The 16,635-nt window shown below is 66.6% G+C and carries 19 protein-coding genes; 13 read left to right on the top strand and 6 right to left on the bottom strand.

What is annotated here, in order from left to right; genetic code table 11:
* Nucleotides 1–45 precede the first annotated feature (45 nt).
* Entirely contained in the window at nt 46–549 is a 504-nt protein-coding gene (locus tag J7I89_RS08225) for a DUF3515 family protein (RefSeq protein WP_214968980.1), read from the bottom strand.
* Between the two features lie 103 nt (nt 550–652).
* Here J7I89_RS08225 and J7I89_RS08230 point away from each other — a divergent pair, with 103 nt between their 5' ends.
* The 4 genes from J7I89_RS08230 to rsmD are packed head-to-tail and all read left to right on the top strand — an operon-like array spanning nt 653 to nt 5,680.
* Entirely contained in the window at nt 653–1,678 is a 1,026-nt protein-coding gene (locus J7I89_RS08230; protein WP_214968982.1) for a thiamine-phosphate kinase, read from the top strand.
* A gap of 22 nt (nt 1,679–1,700) precedes the next feature.
* Nucleotides 1,701–2,774, top strand: coding sequence for a DAK2 domain-containing protein (locus J7I89_RS08235; RefSeq protein WP_214968984.1), 1,074 nt, complete (start codon nt 1,701–1,703; stop codon nt 2,772–2,774).
* Complete coding sequence (locus J7I89_RS08240; RefSeq protein WP_214968986.1) at nt 2,771–5,029, top strand: ATP-dependent DNA helicase RecG; 2,259 nt, start codon at nt 2,771–2,773, stop codon at nt 5,027–5,029. Before J7I89_RS08235 ends, J7I89_RS08240 begins: the two co-directional genes overlap by 4 nt.
* 45 nt (nt 5,030–5,074) lie before the next feature.
* Nucleotides 5,075–5,680: a 16S rRNA (guanine(966)-N(2))-methyltransferase RsmD gene (rsmD, locus tag J7I89_RS08245; RefSeq protein WP_214968988.1), complete on the top strand. Its 606-nt coding sequence runs from the start codon at nt 5,075–5,077 to the stop codon at nt 5,678–5,680.
* Nucleotides 5,681–5,715: 35 nt separating this feature from the next.
* On the opposite strand, the gene J7I89_RS08250 is transcribed toward rsmD, so the two are convergent.
* Together J7I89_RS08250 and J7I89_RS08255 are read right to left on the bottom strand one after the other, a co-directional pair.
* Nucleotides 5,716–6,501: a spermidine synthase gene (locus J7I89_RS08250; RefSeq protein WP_214968990.1), complete on the bottom strand. Its 786-nt coding sequence runs from the start codon at nt 6,499–6,501 to the stop codon at nt 5,716–5,718.
* A gap of 2 nt (nt 6,502–6,503) precedes the next feature.
* Nucleotides 6,504–7,712: an aminotransferase class I/II-fold pyridoxal phosphate-dependent enzyme gene (locus J7I89_RS08255; protein WP_214968992.1), complete on the bottom strand. Its 1,209-nt coding sequence runs from the start codon at nt 7,710–7,712 to the stop codon at nt 6,504–6,506.
* Nucleotides 7,713–7,806: 94 nt separating this feature from the next.
* Between J7I89_RS08255 and coaD the strand changes: the two genes are divergently transcribed.
* From coaD to mutM, 5 genes are all read left to right on the top strand, one after another.
* On the top strand, nt 7,807–8,307 hold the full coding sequence (coaD, locus tag J7I89_RS08260; RefSeq protein WP_078026618.1) for a pantetheine-phosphate adenylyltransferase: 501 nt from the start codon (nt 7,807–7,809) through the stop codon (nt 8,305–8,307).
* 135 nt (nt 8,308–8,442) lie between these two features.
* Entirely contained in the window at nt 8,443–8,967 is a 525-nt protein-coding gene (locus tag J7I89_RS08265; protein WP_157372188.1) for a DUF177 domain-containing protein, read from the top strand.
* A 36-nt stretch (nt 8,968–9,003) separates the two neighbouring features.
* The gene (gene rpmF, locus J7I89_RS08270; RefSeq protein ID WP_003806041.1) at nt 9,004–9,207 is read left to right on the top strand and encodes a 50S ribosomal protein L32; all 204 of its coding nucleotides are present in this window, start codon (nt 9,004–9,006) and stop codon (nt 9,205–9,207) included.
* A gap of 21 nt (nt 9,208–9,228) precedes the next feature.
* Nucleotides 9,229–9,948, top strand: coding sequence for a ribonuclease III (gene rnc, locus J7I89_RS08275; protein WP_214968993.1), 720 nt, complete (start codon nt 9,229–9,231; stop codon nt 9,946–9,948).
* 7 nt (nt 9,949–9,955) lie between these two features.
* On the top strand, nt 9,956–10,909 hold the full coding sequence (gene mutM, locus J7I89_RS08280; RefSeq protein ID WP_214968995.1) for a bifunctional DNA-formamidopyrimidine glycosylase/DNA-(apurinic or apyrimidinic site) lyase: 954 nt from the start codon (nt 9,956–9,958) through the stop codon (nt 10,907–10,909).
* A 446-nt stretch (nt 10,910–11,355) separates the two neighbouring features.
* Here the strand turns inward: mutM and J7I89_RS25920 are convergent, their stop codons facing one another.
* Nucleotides 11,356–11,913, bottom strand: coding sequence for a putative immunity protein (locus J7I89_RS25920; RefSeq protein ID WP_214968997.1), 558 nt, complete (start codon nt 11,911–11,913; stop codon nt 11,356–11,358).
* A gap of 122 nt (nt 11,914–12,035) precedes the next feature.
* On the opposite strand from J7I89_RS25920, the gene J7I89_RS08290 reads away from it, so the two are divergent.
* Nucleotides 12,036–12,473, top strand: a complete 438-nt coding sequence (locus tag J7I89_RS08290) for a DUF1801 domain-containing protein (protein ID WP_214968999.1) — start codon at nt 12,036–12,038, stop codon at nt 12,471–12,473.
* Between the two features lie 257 nt (nt 12,474–12,730).
* On the opposite strand, the gene J7I89_RS08295 is transcribed toward J7I89_RS08290, so the two are convergent.
* Nucleotides 12,731–13,192 carry a MarR family winged helix-turn-helix transcriptional regulator gene (locus tag J7I89_RS08295; protein WP_214969001.1) on the bottom strand — a complete coding sequence of 154 codons (462 nt, stop codon included), beginning with the start codon at nt 13,190–13,192 and terminating at the stop codon, nt 12,731–12,733.
* 138 nt (nt 13,193–13,330) lie between these two features.
* Between J7I89_RS08295 and J7I89_RS08300 the strand changes: the two genes are divergently transcribed.
* Both J7I89_RS08300 and J7I89_RS25585 read left to right on the top strand, forming a co-directional pair.
* A complete protein-coding gene (locus J7I89_RS08300; RefSeq protein WP_214969002.1) occupies nt 13,331–13,663 on the top strand; it encodes a hypothetical protein in 333 nt (110 codons plus the stop codon).
* The gene (locus tag J7I89_RS25585) at nt 13,660–15,240 is read left to right on the top strand and encodes a multicopper oxidase family protein (protein ID WP_214969004.1); all 1,581 of its coding nucleotides are present in this window, start codon (nt 13,660–13,662) and stop codon (nt 15,238–15,240) included. The genes J7I89_RS08300 and J7I89_RS25585 overlap by 4 nt, the downstream gene beginning before the upstream one ends.
* 292 nt (nt 15,241–15,532) lie before the next feature.
* On the opposite strand, the gene J7I89_RS08310 is transcribed toward J7I89_RS25585, so the two are convergent.
* Nucleotides 15,533–16,015, bottom strand: coding sequence for a MarR family winged helix-turn-helix transcriptional regulator (locus tag J7I89_RS08310; protein ID WP_214969006.1), 483 nt, complete (start codon nt 16,013–16,015; stop codon nt 15,533–15,535).
* Between the two features lie 81 nt (nt 16,016–16,096).
* On the opposite strand from J7I89_RS08310, the gene J7I89_RS08315 reads away from it, so the two are divergent.
* A partial coding sequence (locus tag J7I89_RS08315) for a hypothetical protein (protein ID WP_214969008.1) occupies nt 16,097–16,635 on the top strand: 539 nt, incomplete at its 3' end.

Here is a 16,635-nt window from a genome sequence, read left to right on the forward strand (position 1 = left end):
GTTCTCGCTGGTCGGGCCTGGTTCGCTGGTCGAGCTTGTCGAGACCTACTTGCTCGATGGCAGGTTCTGGAGATCTTCCTGGCCGACGCAGTTGCGGCTTGCCTTGATCTTGGCTGCCGCAGCGGAAAGGTCGGCCAACACCGTGGCCGAGCTGATCTCGTTCGGATCCATCAGGATCTCGGTGGCGGGCTCCCGGCCGAACGTGGTCAGTGTCCAGACCGGATTGCCCTCTTTGATGACCCAGTCCACATCGTTGACGCTGACGCACCGGTCCGTCGTGGGCCCGGGAACGTTGACGCCGCAGCGCAGGATCACCCGGGAGGGATCGCCCCATGCGGCGGTTGCCTGGCTGTTGGTCTTGCGCAGGCCGGCATCGCCAATGGCGTCCGGCAGCGCCACCATCATGGGGGCGCACGCGGGGTTCGCGGCGTCCGCGGCGGGAGGAACGTCGACGGCGGGGGAACAGCCGCCCAGCGCCAGTCCCGTGACGGCCACAGCGGCCGCTATCTTCAGCCGTCGGACGGGGTTGAGGGTGCGGAGGCGGTGCATACATTAAGCCTATCGCCCCGTCAGCAGGGGATCTGACACGCAGAAAAGCCGGCCGAAACGCTGTCAGGGAAACAATGTCGGTCCGTGGCGGTAGCGTAGTGGCGTGCCCCAAACACCACTGACTGTCGCCGAACTGTCCGAAGCCGAGCTTCTGGTCCGGATCTTCCCGCGCCTGGAACTCGGCGCCCTGCACAGCGCCGCTGTGCTCCTTGGGCCCGGTGATGACGCCGCCATCGTTGCAGTCCCTGACGGCCGGACAGTCATCAGCATCGACACCCAGGTGCAGGACCAGGATTTCCGGCTTCAGTGGAATAACGGTTACCGCACCACCGGCTATGACGTGGGCTGGAAGGCGGCAGCCCAGAACCTCAGCGACATCAATGCCATGGGCGCGTCCGCAACCTCCATGGTGGTCAGCCTGACCATGCCCGCCGAGACCCCTGTGGACTGGGTCGAGGACCTGGCGGACGGACTCGCCGCTGCCATCGGCAAGCTCGGTGCGGGGGCATGCTCCGTGGCAGGAGGCGATCTTGGCCGGGGCCGCGAACTGTCCGTCACCGTCGCAGTCCTGGGCACGCTGAGCGGCGGGCAGCCGGTGCTGAGGTCCGGGGCGCGGGCCGGAGACACCCTGGCCATCGCGGGCCGGGCGGGCTCGGCCGCGGCAGGCCTGGCCCTGCTGGAGTCGGAGTATCCGGTGGGTTCCCTGACGCCGGAACTGCGCTCGCTCCTGGACCTTCAGTGCCGTCCCGAGCCGCCGCTGGAGGCTGGCCCCCTTGCCCGGACATCCGGCGCCACTGCCATGATGGACATCTCCGACGGACTCGTGCGGGACGGCACCAGGCTCGCCTTGGCGAGCAACGTCGTGCTGGACCTTGACCCCCGGGCGCTGAGGCTGCTGGCCGCCCCGCTGCAGCCGGCTGCCGGAATCCTGAACGCGGACCCGCTGGCGTGGGTGCTTGGCGGCGGTGAGGACCATGGCCTGCTCGCCACTTTCCCTCCCGGCGTTCAGCTGCCCCCGGGCTTCGCTGGGATAGGCTCAGTACAGGCCTGCGGTTCAGATGAAGCGGCAGGCGTGACAATCGCGGGCCGGCCCGCTGACTCCGTGGGATGGGATCACTTTGCAGATTAAGATTGCCGCGAATGCGCAAGCGATGAAGCGGTGGTTGGGCAAGGCCGAGACCGCCCTGGGCAACCACAGCGACCGCCTCAATGCGATCAATATCTTCCCGGTCGCCGACGGCGACACCGGCACCAACCTCTACCTCACGGTGAGGGCGGCCGCACGTTCTCTGCAGGACGTCGCGCCGGTCCCCGCGCCGGTCCGGGTCCCCGCCCAGAACCCGGCCCAGGCCCAGAACCCCGCCCGGACACCTGACCTGCGCCAGGCCGCGGACCCGTCGCAGAATGACGTCGGCGCCATCCTGGCCAAGGCCGGACAGGCCGCCATGGAACAGGCCAGGGGAAACTCGGGAACCCTGTTCTCCGTGTTCCTGTGTGCGGCTGCCGAACCGTTGTCCGGGCACACCAGGCTCACGTCAACCACTCTCGCCGCCGCGCTCAACCGGGCACAGATCCGGGCCTGGTCGGCGCTCAGCGATCCCGTTCCCGGCACCATGCTCTCGGTGATGGAGGCGGCGGCGAGGGCTGCTGCCGCCGTCGACGCCGGCCAGAACGGTAATGACAGCAACTACGCGCTGGGGCTGGCCTTGGACGCCGCGGTCGAAGCAGCGCTTGAGGCCGTGATCCGCACGGAAGGGCAGCTCGATGCCCTGCAGGCCGCACACGTCGTGGACGCCGGCGGCGTGGGCATGCTGCTGATCCTCGACTGCCTGCGGTCCGCGGTGCTGGGTGTAGAGCTCCAGAGCGAACTCTTGGACGGCCTGCACGGTTACGATCTGCAGGATCCCCATATCCACGCCGACATGCCGGACGACGACGGCGTGGAGGTCATGTGCACCATCAGCCTGTCGCCGCTGGACGCCGCCACCCTCAGGCAGCGCCTTGATGAACTCGGTGATTCCGTGATCATGAGCCAGGTGGGCCCCTCCCCGGACGCGGACGGCCGGTACCGCTGGCGCGTCCACGTCCATGTCCTGGATTCGGGACCGGCGCTGGAAACGATCAGTTCACTCGGAGAACCGGCGGACGTGTCGGTCAGCGAGCTGGCGCTTCCGCGCGACCCCAATCCGGTGGAGGCTGATGCCGGGAGCCGCGAGGGACGATGAACACCGAGCTGGAACTCGGCCTTGAGCGCCGGATAGGCAAGCGCTCCGCGGCCGTCGTCGAAAAACATCTGGGCATCACCACGGTTGGCGGCCTGCTCAACTACTTTCCGCGCCGCTACCTGAGCAGGGGCGAGCTCACGCCGATCAGCGAAGTGCCCCTGGACGAGGAAGTGACGCTCATCGCGCGCGTCATCTCCAACAGCACACGGCAGATGCGCGCCCGGCGGGGCTCCATCACCGACGTCGTGATTTCCGACGACGCCGGGGCCCGCTCCGGCGGTCCGCGGCAGCAGGGCTCGGCCCTGCCGGGGACCCTCAAGATCAGTTTCTTCAACGGCTTCCGGGCCAAGGCCGAGCTCCAGCCCGGCCGCCGGGCCATGTTTTCCGGAAAGGTCACCCGCTTCGCGGGATCGCTCGGCCTGACCAATCCTGATTTCCTGCTGCTGGACGAGGACCCGGACACGCCCGGCATGGATCCGGAAAAGCTCGCGGCCATGCCCATCCCCGTCTACCCGGCCACCGCCAAACTCACCAGCTGGTCCATCCAGAAGGTCATCTCCACCCTTCTCGACACCGTGGACCTGGATGCCCTGCAGGACCCGCTGCCCGCTGCCATCTCGGCCCGCGAGAAGTTCCTGCCCATGCCGCAGGCCTACCGCCTGATCCACGCGCCGCAGACACCCGAGGACTGGCGCACGGCCAGGGACCGGTTCCGCTACCAGGAGGCGCTGGTCCTGCAGTCCGCCCTGGCGCGCCGCCGCGCCCAGCTGGCCGCGGAGGAAGCAACGGCCCGGCGTCCCGTGCCCGACGGCCTCCTGGCCGCCTTCGACCGCCAGCTGCCGTTCACGCTGACCGCAGGGCAGGCCGCCGTGGGCAAGACGCTTTCCGACGAACTGTCCCAGGACGGACCCATGAACAGGCTGCTGCAGGGCGAGGTGGGCTCGGGGAAGACCATCGTGGCCCTCCGCGCCATGCTGCAGGTTGTCGACGCCGGGGGGCAGGCGGCGCTCCTGGCACCCACGGAAGTCCTCGCCGCACAGCACTTCGACTCCATCCGGCGGACGCTGGGCACGCTGGCACGGGACGGACTGCTGGGCGGCTTCGGCGACCACACCGTCCAGGTCAGCCTGCTCACCGGGTCCATGCCAACGGCAGCACGCAAGCAGGCACTGCTGGATGCCGCGTCCGGCACGGCCGGGATCGTCATCGGCACGCACGCCCTGCTGAGCGACAACGTGTCGTTCTATGACCTCGGCCTGATTGTGGTGGACGAGCAGCACCGCTTCGGCGTGGAGCAGCGCGACGCCCTGCGATCGAAGGCCAGCAAGCCGCCGCACCTGCTGGTCATGACGGCCACCCCCATCCCCAGGACCGTGGCCATGACCGTTTTCGGCGACCTCGAAACCTCCGTGCTGGACGAACTGCCGGCCGGCAGGGCCCCCATCACCACCCACGTCGTGGGCCTCGCGGAGAATCCGGCCTGGGCCGGACGGATCTGGTCCCGGTCACGGGAAGAGATCGACGCCGGGCACCAGGTGTACGTCGTGTGCCCCAAGATCGGGACTGACGACGACGGCGACTTCAGTCCCGGCGAAGCGGAACCCGCGCCCGGGGAACTGGAGGGGGACGGCCCCGCCCGCGAACTGGCGTCGGTGACCGCCGTCGTCGATCACCTCAGGGAGGAACCTTCACTGGACGGAGTTCCGCTGGCCCCGCTCCACGGGCGGCAGGATCCTGCACTGAAATCCGAGACCATGGCATCGTTCACGGCGAACAAGACCAAGCTGCTGGTCTCCACCACGGTGATCGAGGTGGGCGTGGACGTTCACAACGCCACGCTCATGGTCATCCTGGACGCGGACCGGTTCGGCATTTCGCAGCTCCATCAGCTCCGCGGCCGCGTGGGCCGCGGCGGCCTGCCCGGCACCTGCCTGCTGGTCACGACGCTTGAGCCCGGCCATCCGAGCCGCCGCCGGCTGGATGCCGTGGCCGCCACCACCGACGGCTTCGAGCTGTCCCAGGAGGACCTGAAGCTGCGGCGCGAAGGCGACATCCTCGGCGCCTCGCAGTCCGGCGGCCGGTCCACGTTGAAGCTGCTCAGGGTCCTGGAACATGAGGACATCATTGCCCGCGCCCGGCAGGATGCCCAGGAGATCGTGGCCGGCGACCCGTCGCTGCTGGACCACCCGGCCCTTGCCGAGGCCATCGACGATTATCTGAACCCCGAGAAGGAGGCGTTCCTTGAACGCGGCTAGCACCATGGACGGCCCGGCGAATCGCGCCGGAAATCGGGTTGCGGCATGACCCGGATCGTGGCCGGTGCCGCCGGGGGAACGCCGCTTGTCAGCGTGCCCGGGTCAATGACGCGTCCCACGACCGACAGGGTCAAAGAGGCCCTATTTTCCCGGTTGGACGCGTTCAATGTCCTTGCCGGCTCGCGCGCGCTGGACCTCTACGCCGGTTCCGGGTCGCTCGGCGTGGAGAGCGCCAGCAGGGGCGCCGCCGCCGTCGACCTCGTGGAATTCGATGCCAAAGCCAGCGCCGTCTGCCAGCGGAACGCGGACATGATCAACGGCGTGCTGGGGCGGAAGGCCGTCACCGTGCACCGCTCCCGGGTTGAGTCCTTCCTGGACCGGACGGCTGAAGAAACCCTTTGGGAGGTGGTGTTCCTGGACCCGCCCTACCCCCTGGACCAGCCGGCGCTCGCCGCGGTCCTGGGCAAGCTGGCCCCCCACCTCGCGGCCGGCGCCGTGGTTGTGGTGGAGCGGTCCTCGAGGTCACATGAGCCGGAGTGGCCGGCAGGCCTGGAACGGTTTGCGGACAAGAAATATGGCGAGACCAGGCTGTGGTTCGCCGAACCGGCCAGCGGGCAGCAGGTCGACGTCGGACCCGTACCGGGGGACTGAGCCCGTTCCCAACGCTGGGCACGTCCCGAGGCTCGTCAGGCCGACAGCCGGTCCAGTTCGACCCCCGCCAGCACCTTGGCCGGGTGCGGTCCGCGGGCCGTCAGCGCGGCGGTCCATTCGGCCGGCCACGGTTTCCGGGTGCCGGTCAGGATGATGTTCCCCGGGAACCGGCCCGTGAACATGCCGGCTTCGGCGAAGGCCGCGACGTCCGTCATGGCGCGGCGCAGGGCCGCCACCTGGCTGCGGACCAGCGTCAGGCCCGGCTCGTCACCCACGTTCACGATCAGCACGCCCCGGTCCGTCAGGAGGGCCGCGGCTTCCTCGTAGAACTCGGTGCAGGCAAGGTGCTCCGGAGCCTCGGGGCCGGAGAAGATATCGAGGATAACGACGTCGAAGCGGAGGTCCGCGGGCAGCTCAGCCAGCGCGCCGCGGGCGTCGCCCATGATCGTTTCCAGCCGGGTTCCCTCGGGCAGCGGCAGCTGCTCCAGCACAAAGTCCAGCAGTTCACGCTCCAGCTCCACCGCGTACTGCAGCGATCCCGGGCGGGTCGCCTGGATGTACCGGGCCAGGGTCAGGGCACCCGCCCCAAGGTGCAGGGCGGTGATCGGCTCACCCCAGGGGGCAGCCAGGTCCACCATGTGGCCGATCCGGCGGAGGTACTCGTAGAAGATGTCCGCGGGATCCGCCAGATCGACGTGTGACTGTTCCGCACCGCCGATGCTGAGCACGAAGCCGCCATCGGTGTAGGTGTCGGGCTCTATGACTGCGTGCTGGCCGGTGGTCCGCAGGTATCGCGAGGCCGGCGGGGAGCCCTCAGCCACCGTCAGAGCCTGTCCCGCAGCGTCGCCAGCCTGGAAGCCGCCTCTTCAAGGACCTCGGTCCTCTTGCAGAAGGCAAACCGCAGCAGGCTCCGCGTCCTTTCCGCGCCCTCGGGGTGGCAGAAAACGGGAACGGGGATGGCAGCCACGCCCACCAGGGCAGGCAGGCGCCGGGCGAGCTCCACGGAATCCAGGATCCCCAGCGACGAGGTGTCGACGTTGACGAAGTACGTGCCCTTCGGCGTGAACACGTCCAGCCCGGCCGCCCGGAGGCCGTCGCTGAGGATGTCCCGCTTCTTCTCCAGCGTGGCGGAGATGCCGTCATAGAAGGCATCGGGCAGCGCGAGCCCGGTCGCGATCGCACTCTGGAACGGGGTGCCGGAACTGTAGGTGAGGAACTGCTTCACGGTCCGGACGGCGGAGACCAGCTGCTCCGGCCCGCTCAGCCAGCCGACCTTCCAGCCGGTGAACGAGAACGTCTTGCCGGCCGAGGAGATGGTGATAGTCCGGTCCGCCGCTCCCGGCAGGGCGGCCACCGGGACGTGGCTCACGCCGAAGGTGAGGTGCTCATAGACTTCGTCGGTGATGATGAGCGCGTCATGCTTTCGTGCCAGGTCGACGACGCGCTGGAGGACTTCCCGGGGAAAAACGGCACCCGTGGGGTTGTGCGGATTGTTCAGCAGCACCACCTTGGTGCGGGCGCTGAAGGCCGCCTCGAGGGCTACCGGATCGGGAAGGAAATCGGGGGCCAGCAGCGGCGCTGTGACATGGGTGGCCCCGGACAGTCCGATGATTGCGCCGTACGAGTCGTAGAACGGCTCGAAGGTCAGGACTTCGTCACCGGGGCCGACGAACGCCATCAGGGAGGCTGCGATCGCTTCGGTGGCACCTGTGGTGACGATGATTTCAGTGTCGGGGTCCGGCTCGAGGCCGTAGAACCGGCTCTGGTGCGCGGAGATGGCCTTGCGCAGTTCCGGGATGCCCTTGCCCGGGGCGTACTGGTTTGAACCCTGGGCGATGGCGGCCTGGGCCGCTGCCTTGATCTCCGCCGGACCGTCCTCGTCCGGGAACCCCTGGCCGAGATTGATGGCACCGGTCCGGACGGCCAGGGTTGTCATCTCTTCGAAGATCGTGACGCCCAGGGTTCCGTCGGCGGCCAGGAGGTTGGCGCCGGTGGCCGCACGCTGCCAGGGCGCCGGAAGTGTCTCTGTCATTGCTTTCCTGCCTGTCCGTTCAGCCCCGCTTGTCAGGTGCGGCTGATGCATCAAGTCATGGTATCCCGGTCCGCAGATGCGGTAGGTTCGGAGCATGAGACGCGCCGTATGCCCAGGCTCCTTCGACCCCATCCACAACGGACACCTCGAGGTCATCGCCAGAGCCGCGAGCCTCTTTGACGAAGTCATCGTTGCGGTGTCAACGAACTACGCCAAGAAGTACCGCTTTCCGCTGGAGGAACGGATTGAGATGGCCAAGGAGACGCTGGCCTCACTGCGCGGCATCGTGGTGGAGCCGGTCGGCGAAGGGCTCCTGGCCGAGTACTGCCGGCAGCGCGGGGTGTCCGCCATCGTCAAGGGGCTCCGGTCGTCGTCGGACTTTGACTATGAACTGCCCATGGCCACCATGAACCGCCAGCTCAGCGGCGTCGAGACGGTCTTCCTGCCGGCGGAGGCGCACTACCTCCATTTGTCCTCCACACTGATCAAGGAAGTGGCCAGCCTGGGCGGAAGCGTCTCCGAGTATGTGCCAAGGTCCGTCCTCAAACGCCTTATCGCGGGCCCGCCTGCGCCGGGCCAGCCGCCCAGGGGGTAGGCTTGTGCGGTACATTCCGGCCCCTGCCTTCGGGGGACGGCGCCCGGTTTGAGTCCGCCAAGGAGTTCAGGCTAAGATAATACGTCGGTCATATGTTCAACAGGAGTTCTCATTAAACGAGATGCAAGTTCGCCCTTGATGCTTGATGTCAAGGACCTCGGACGCAGTCCGGGGAGCATGCGTACGCTGACGGAACATGTACCCGCGCCGGAAGATCTTGGCGTGGCGCTCATTGGCGTTCAGAAGGGCTCGGACATCGAGCTCGACCTGAGGCTTGAGGCCGTACACGAAGGAATTCTGGTATCAGGAACCGCAATCGCCGAAGTAACCGGTGAATGCGGCCGATGCCTGGATCCCCTTGCGTATGACCTTGAGGTCAATGTGCAAGAACTTTTCTTCTACGAAGGCGCCTTGCCTTCCGACGAGGAAGACGATGAAGAGCAACGTCGAGTCGAGCACGATCTGATCGATCTTGAGCCGGTGTTGCGGGACGCAGTTGTTACCATGCTGCCGTTCCAGCCGGTGTGCCGGGAAGACTGCCAGGGCCTGTGTTCCGAATGTGGAGCGCGCCTGGAAGACGAGCCGGGGCACCACCACGAGGTCGTAGATCCTCGCTGGGCTGCCCTAGCTGATCTGGCTAAGCCTGACCGGCAAAATTGATTTGTAAGTGTTTTTCTAGAGAGAAATGAGTTAGCCGTGGCTGTTCCCAAGCGGAAAATGTCTCGCTCGAATACCCGCGCCCGCCGCTCCCAGTGGAAGGCGACTGCCCCCCACTTGGTGAAGACCATTGAGAACGGCCAGGTTACTTACAGCCTGCCGCACCAGGCAAAGGTCGTCACCGACTCGGCTGGCACTGCGCTGTTCCTTGAGTACAAGGGCCGCAAGGTCGCGGACGTCTAATCGGCCTACAAGCTGACTAGGATGTCTTCAACTGAAGAGCTTCTGAAGCGTCTCGGTGTCTCAATTGACGCCGGGACGCTTCGTCTTGCTCTGACACACCGTTCCTATGCCTACGAAAACGGCGGCATACCCACCAACGAACGCCTCGAGTTCCTCGGCGACTCCATTCTGGGGTTTTCGGTCACCGATGCGCTGTACCGTGACAATCCCTCGCTCCCCGAAGGGGACCTGGCCAAGCGGCGGTCCGCCGTCGTAAGCACCCGGGCCCTTGCCGGCATCGGACGCAGCCTCGGCATCGGCGACTACATCTACCTCGGCCAGGGCGAGAAGCTCACCGAGGGCAAGAACAAGGCCTCAATCCTGGCGGACACCATGGAGGCGCTCATCGGGGCAACGTACGTGTCCAATGACATCGAGACCGCGCGCCAGCTCGTCATGCGCCTGATCGGGCCGCTGCTCAAGGACGCAGCCGCCCTCGGCGCGGGCACTGACTGGAAGACCAGCATCCAGGAGCTGGCGGCCAGCCGTCAGCTCGGCACCATCTACTACGCGGTGCAGGGCTCCGGCCCGGACCACGCGCGGACCTTTGTCGCGGAACTGCAGATCGGCGGGACGGCGTACGGCAAGGGCTCCGGCCACTCCAAGAAGGAAGCCGAGCAGGAAGCGGCGGCCGACGCGTGGCGGAAGCTTTCCGGCCTGGACACTGCCGCGGAGCCGCCGGAATCCGCCGCCGGGAGCTAGGCGACCGGTGCCTGAACTTCCTGAGGTCGAGGTGGTCCGCCGCGGCCTGGTGAGCTGGGTCCGCGGCCGGACCATCACCGGCGTCGAGGTCCTGGATCCCAGGTCCATCCGGCGGCATGCCCTGGGACCCGAGGACTTCGCCGGGAACCTTGAAGGCGCAAAGGTCCTTGACGTGGTCCGGCGGGGCAAATTCCTGTGGATGCCGCTGCAGGAGGACGGCAAGGCCGCCGGGACGCCGCAGACGGAAACGGCCGGCACCGCGCCCGGCCTTCCCGCCGTGGCGCTCATGGCCCACCTTGGCATGAGCGGCCAGCTGCTGATGCAGGACAGTGCCGTCCCGGACGAAAAACACCTGAAGGTCCGCCTCCGGCTGAGCCCCCGCGACGGCATGCCCGCGGAACTGAGGTTCGTTGACCAGCGGATCTTCGGAGGCCTGTTCGTCACCTCGCTGGTCCCGACCGACGACGGCGGCCCCGGCGGGCTGGCCGAGGACCCTCTGCCGGTCATCGCCGAGGAAGCGTCCCACATCGCACGCGACCCCCTCGACCCCTTCTTTTCCTTCGACGACTTCTACCGCAGGCTCCGGAGCCGGAAGACCGGCCTCAAACGCGCATTGCTGGACCAGGGCCTGGTCTCCGGAATCGGCAACATCTACGCGGACGAGGCCCTGTGGCGGGCCAGGCTTCACTACGCCCGTCCCACCGACACCCTGCGGCGGGCGGATGCCATGCGCGTTCTCGAAGCTGCCCGCGAGGTGATGGCCGACGCCCTTGACGCGGGCGGCACCAGCTTCGACTCCCTGTACGTGAACGTCAATGGCGCGTCGGGTTGGTTTGGTCGAAGCTTGAATGTCTATGGGCTTCAGGGTCATCCGTGCAAGCGCTGCGGCACCGCTATCGTACGGGAGCGGTTCATGAATCGGTCTTCTCATTTTTGCCCGAAATGTCAGCGGTCTCGTTGATATCGATAGGCCCTGCCAGGCGCGGATGTCGTCGTTCCATAAACAGCGCGTGGACGACGTGCAAGCCGCGTCGGCGGACCTCGACACTGCTGCGAAGGCCAGTATGCCGACCCACCTCACTGCGGTGTCTGGCGCAAACTGGGGTGAGTGTGCCTAGGCAAAACGCCTGACCTTGCCTAGGCACGAGTGGCTATGAACCGGCATTTTCCCTGCCCACCGCTCTATTGAGAGTTGGTGCTGCTCCGCCGCGATCGCCACCCGTGGCTGGACATCGCGGCTCAGAGAATGGCCACGACTCCGGGCTCTCCCAGTCGTCGCTCTTCCTGAACTCCTCCGATGCGGCGTTCCAACTCCTCAAGGTGCGGGATGGGCAGCAGGCGGTGGGGGCTCCAGAGGGCAGGCGGGTTTCCGCAGCACGGTGATCGACCGGCTTGCGGGTGGCAGATTCAGCTGGAGGAGGCAGGCCGGTCAGGGCGAGCCAAGTCGGCTTGGATCGCGCGGATGATCGAGGCCAGGATTCCGGACGCGAGAAGTCCTGACCCCAGCGGACCGGCGGAATTCTCACCCAGCGGTGGCAAGCGCCGAAGCGCGGACCGGGCTTCGGCGCTCATGTGCCCGAGTTGCCAGTGGATCTCGTCGTCGACCGTCTGGGGCCGATGGGGCGCCGCCAGTCCCGCCGCTTTCGCGGCATACGCGGCTGCCCCCAAGGCGTGGGCGCCCATGTGAGCGACGGCTGCGGCTTGCGCGGCAGACCGGGCGGCAGCGACCGCAGCAGGACTATTCACCTCGCGTCCTGCACGGCCAGCAACAAAACGCCGGCGGATCTCTTCAGCGGGACTGAGCTCACCGCGAGCGAAGGCCCGGGCTCGGGCGATGGCGTCGCGGGGACGACCATCTGCCGGAGCCTCTGCCTCAAATAAGGCCACGACTCGCTCAGCGCAGTCTGCGGCCCAAGTCGCGACGACGCGGCGCTCTGCCCCGCTTAGCGTCTGCGGAGAAGCCATATCAGTACCTTACACACGGATCGCAGACCGATCCCCCTGACGCGACGCCCAGTGCGACACGGAGCCCTGAGAAACGGCGCTACGGAGCGCTCAGGCTCACCCTCGCCTGCAAGAATGGGCGCATGGCTGATTCGAAAAGTTCTGGATCCAAGTTCACCCCTGAGGAGCGGGCCGCGATGAAGCAGCGCGCCAAGGAGCTCAAGGAGCAGCAGAGCGTTGCTGAGGCCTTACAGTCGGTTCTCGACAAGATCGCCGCGCTTGACGAGCCGGACAAGACGAACGCGGAGCGCATCCATGCGATCGTTACGGAGGTCGCGCCGTCTCTGAGCCCCAAGCTTTTCTACGGCAGCCCAGGCTACGCGGATGCGCAGGGCAAGATCGTCCTCTTCTACCAGGAGCGAGCGAAGTTCAAGGCTCGCTACGGCAACCTCGCGTTCTTCGGGCCGGCACAGCTCGACGATGGCACGATGTGGCCCACGTCCTACGCCATCACCGAGCTCTCATCAGCCGACGAGAAGGTCATAACGGAGCTGGTACGGAAGGCCACGGGCCAGCTCTGATTCACATCGACAAGATACGGTTTGGGGCCGCCTCACGTGGGGTGCCTGCCCCGGCAAACGAGGAGACTGAGAGAGCGTCCGCAAGCCGATCCCTCAGCGCGCACGCTGGGAACATCCGCGTGATCGCGTAGCTTAGGTGAACATGGCAGCAGTCTGTCTGTGCACCGCTGGCCGGAGCAGTTCGACTGGGCGGTCTCAGGCACCGCCGGCTCTGCCCGAATGGTCCGCGAGCCAACGACTCCTCCTCCTGAACATGGTCAGTTCGCTGCGTTGAGCGGCCCGTCGCCCGGCCCGGTTCCCTGTATGAACCGGGCCAACATCGACTCGAGCATCTCGAGTTCGGCCTGGGTGAATGGCGCGAAAAGTTCTTCGGCGGTTGCGCCGGCGAGTCGCTTGGCGGTGTTGAAGGCGGCTCGTCCGCCTTCCGTCAGTGTCAGATTGGCGACGCGCTTGTCGACCGTGGATTGCGTGCGGGAGAGGTATCCGAGCTTCTCAAGGTCTTCGACCGTGCGGGTCATGCCCGCCTTGTCGCTTCCGGTCTCGCGGATGAGATCGCGCTGGGTGGAAATCCCGTCGCGGTCCAGCAGCATCATCACTCCGAAATGGCGGCCAGTCAGGCCCAGCCCGGACAGGGCGGTGTTGAGGGCGCCGGCGGCACGTCCGTGTGATTGGCGCAGCAGCAGGCCCAGTTTCAGTTTCACTCCCGATGGCTGTGGCATACCCCCATCCTATGTTAGATTCAAATGAATCCGATTCGAGTGAATCTAATTGACGGGTGAACGGTGACAAGGATGACGAGCACAGCTGCAGCCATCGTTCCGCGCGCCAGGCCACCATGGCCGCGCTGGGTGTTCCGTGTGACGAGCACGGCAGCGGCGATCATGCTCTTCGACCAGGCCGTCTTCGCCGGCCAGTTCCTGTCCGGCAGTTACGACTCCCTTGCGGTGCACCGAGAAAACGCGACCTTTGCCGGAATCTCCGTTTTAATCTCCACGGTCGCGGCGGTCCTCGTGCGCTGGCCGGGTCGCGGGCCGTGGTGGCCGATCGCTGCCTGTATCGGCATCTTCGCACTGATCGGGCTGCAGATCGTCTTCGGATTCGCCCGGGCGATCAGCGTGCACGTGCCGCTCGGGGTGGCGATCATCATGGTCGCCACCGGCCTTGCCGTATGGGCGTGGAAACGGCCATGAGGGACGTGAGCCGGCGAACGTTCCTCGGGGCAGGTCTTCTGGCAGGCATCGGCCTCGGTGTCGGAATTCCCTTCAGCCTCGGCGCCGGCGGCTCCACCTCGACCGGGAACCTCCTCCGCAGCAGACTCACCCTCCCCCTGCCGTTCACGATGCCGTTCCGGGCTCCGCCGGTGCTGCACCCCGTACGCAGCGATGCCGCGGCGGACTTTTACGACATCAGTCAAAGCAGGGCGGACGCTTCGATCCTGCCCGGCATGAAGACGGAGATCTGGGGCTACAACGGGATCTTCCCCGGCCCGACCATCGTTACCCGGCGTGGCCGCCCGGCCGTGGTCAGGCACACCAACAACCTTCCCGTGCCCACGGTGGTGCACCTCCACGGTGGTCGCACCCCGCACGACAGCGACGGCTATCCGATCGACTTCATCTATCCGGTCGACATGTCCTACATGAACCAGCACATGGACACGCACGGACACGAGACCGGCATGGGCGCTATGGTGCCCGGGGACACCACCATCGGTCAGCGTAGTTACCGCTATCCGCTCGACCAGCGTGCGGCGACGCTCTGGTACCACGACCACCGGATGGACTTCACCGGCCCGAGCCTCTGGCGCGGCCTCGCCGGGTTCCATCTCGTGCGCGACGACGAAGAAGACACCCTCGGCCTGCCGGCCGGTGCGCGGGAACTGCCGATCATGATCACCGACCGCAGTTTCGAGGCCACAGGGAACTTCCTTTACCCCAGCACCGATCCCAGCCTCATGGCGACACCGGGCGTCACCGGCTCTTTCGTCGCCGGCGTCCTCGGGGACGCGATGCTCGTCAACGGCACACCCTGGCCGGTCGCGAAGATCGACGGCGCGAAGTACCGGCTCCGCATCCTCAACGCCTGCAACGCCAGAAGGCTCGACCTCCGCATCGATCCCCAACCGGACGGGGGCCTGACACAAATCGGCACGGACGGGGGCCTCCTCGCCGCGCCCATCCGGCATGAGCACTTCGAACTCGCCCCGGCACAACGCGTCGACGCCATCATCGACTTCGCCGGCTACAAACCCGGAACCGCCGTCACCCTGCTCAACGATTTCGGCGAGGGCAACATGTCACAGATCATGAGATTCATCGTCGGGCCAAAGAGCCGGGACACATTCACGGTTCCCGACCGGCTCGCGACCATCGAGCCCCTCACCGCCGCAGACGCCGTCACCACCCGCACCTTCCGTTTCCAGTCCGGCGACGTCAACCACACCAAGGGCTGGCTCATCGACGCGCAACCGTTCAGTCCCGACAACATCTCCGCCGCAGTAAAGCTCGGCACCGTAGAGATCTGGCGGCTGATCGCCGACTTCCACCACCCCGTCCACCTGCACCTCAACCCCTTCCAGGTACTTTCCCGCGGAATCGGCGGGCCCGGAGCCTTCGACGCCGGCTGGAAGGACACCATCGACCTCCGCCCAGCCGAAGAAGCCGCCATCGCGATCCGCTTCGAGGGCTACGCCGGAAAATACGTCTTCCACTGCCACAATCTCGAACACGAAGACATGGCAATGATGGCCAACTTCATCACACGATGACCGGTGGGGCCCGCGGGTTCAGCTCAGGCCTCGACAATGGGCCATGCTTTGGCTCCTGGGTGCGCAACTGGGCAAGGAACTCTGCGGGCAGGACGGGTCCGAAGCCTCGCGTGCTCAGCACGTTCCGCCTGTGCCGGTGTGCTTCAAGCCTCTGGCTGATCAGAGCGTCCAGGTCTGCCAGTTCCTGTTCCAGGGTAATGATTTCCTGTGCGAGGGCGGCGATCTTCTACTCGCCGACGAGCTCGGCGGCCGCGACGGTGTGCTGGACCCTGGGCTGCTGGTGAGGCCGGGGTCATCGTGCGTGATCCTCATGACCGGTCTCCCGGTGGAGGTCCAGGTCCAGAGCGTTGGCGGCCGCGAGCCGGGCGAGCAGGCTTCCGAGCTGGGCAGACTGCTCGCCGGTGAGTGGCGCCAGAAGTTCGGCCTCGTGCGCTTCGGCGATCTCGCGCAGCTGCCGCATGACCTGCGCGCCTTCTGCGGTCAGACGAAGTTCGTACGTCCGACGATCGGTGCTGCTGCGCTCCCGCTCCACGAGGCCGCGAGCCTGTAACGAGTCGACGAGCGAGACCACGCGACTGGGCACGGCCCCAAACCGGTCGGCAAGGGCCCGCTGGCTCAGCCCCGGGGTCCGGCCGATCAGGCGAAGCACGCCCGCATCGCTCGGGGTGAGCCCGATTTCCCGGGTGCGTTCGGCGAAGCGCGACGACGCCAGGGCGCCCAGCTGCGAGAGGAGAAAGGCGGTGCGCCTCGACCGGGGCGCGGCTGGGGAGTCCATGACTTCAGATTACCTTCTTGACAGAATAATTCAACAGGTGAATCATTTTTGTAATGACTCAATTGCTGGAAAGGTGCAAACATGACTGACGTTTCCCCTCCGCGCGCCGGCCAAACTGTCCGCTCGGGCGGACCCAATCCGGGCATCCTGGCGGCCGTGAGCCTCGGGCTTACCGTTGCCGGCCTGGTCACGGCCGCGATCATGACCGGCGGCAGCACGTTTGTCTCGCCGTTCTCCACGGCGGGGCAGGTCGCGGCGTACTTTCAGGAGAACGCGATTGCAGAACGCGTTGCGGGCATGATCCAGTTCGGATCAGCCGTACCCCTGGGCATCTACGCCGCCACTGTTTACGCCCGGATGCTCCGCCTCGGAGTTCGGGTTCCCGGTCCCGGAATCGGGTTCTTCGGCGGCATCGCCGCAGCACTCTTCCTGATGCTCTCGGCTTCGGTTGGTTGGCTGCTGAGCCGCCCGGAGATCACCACCGATGTGACGCTCACCCACGCGCTGGCCTTTCTCGCCTTCATCACGGGCGGGGTCGGCTACGTCACCGGGATGGGGCTACTCGTCGCCGGAACCGCGGTGCCGGGCCTGATCCTGAGCCTTGTGCCGCGCTGGCTCGC

It is taken from the genome of Arthrobacter sp. ISL-5 (assembly GCF_018613835.1).
Lineage (GTDB): Bacteria > Actinomycetota > Actinomycetes > Actinomycetales > Micrococcaceae > Arthrobacter.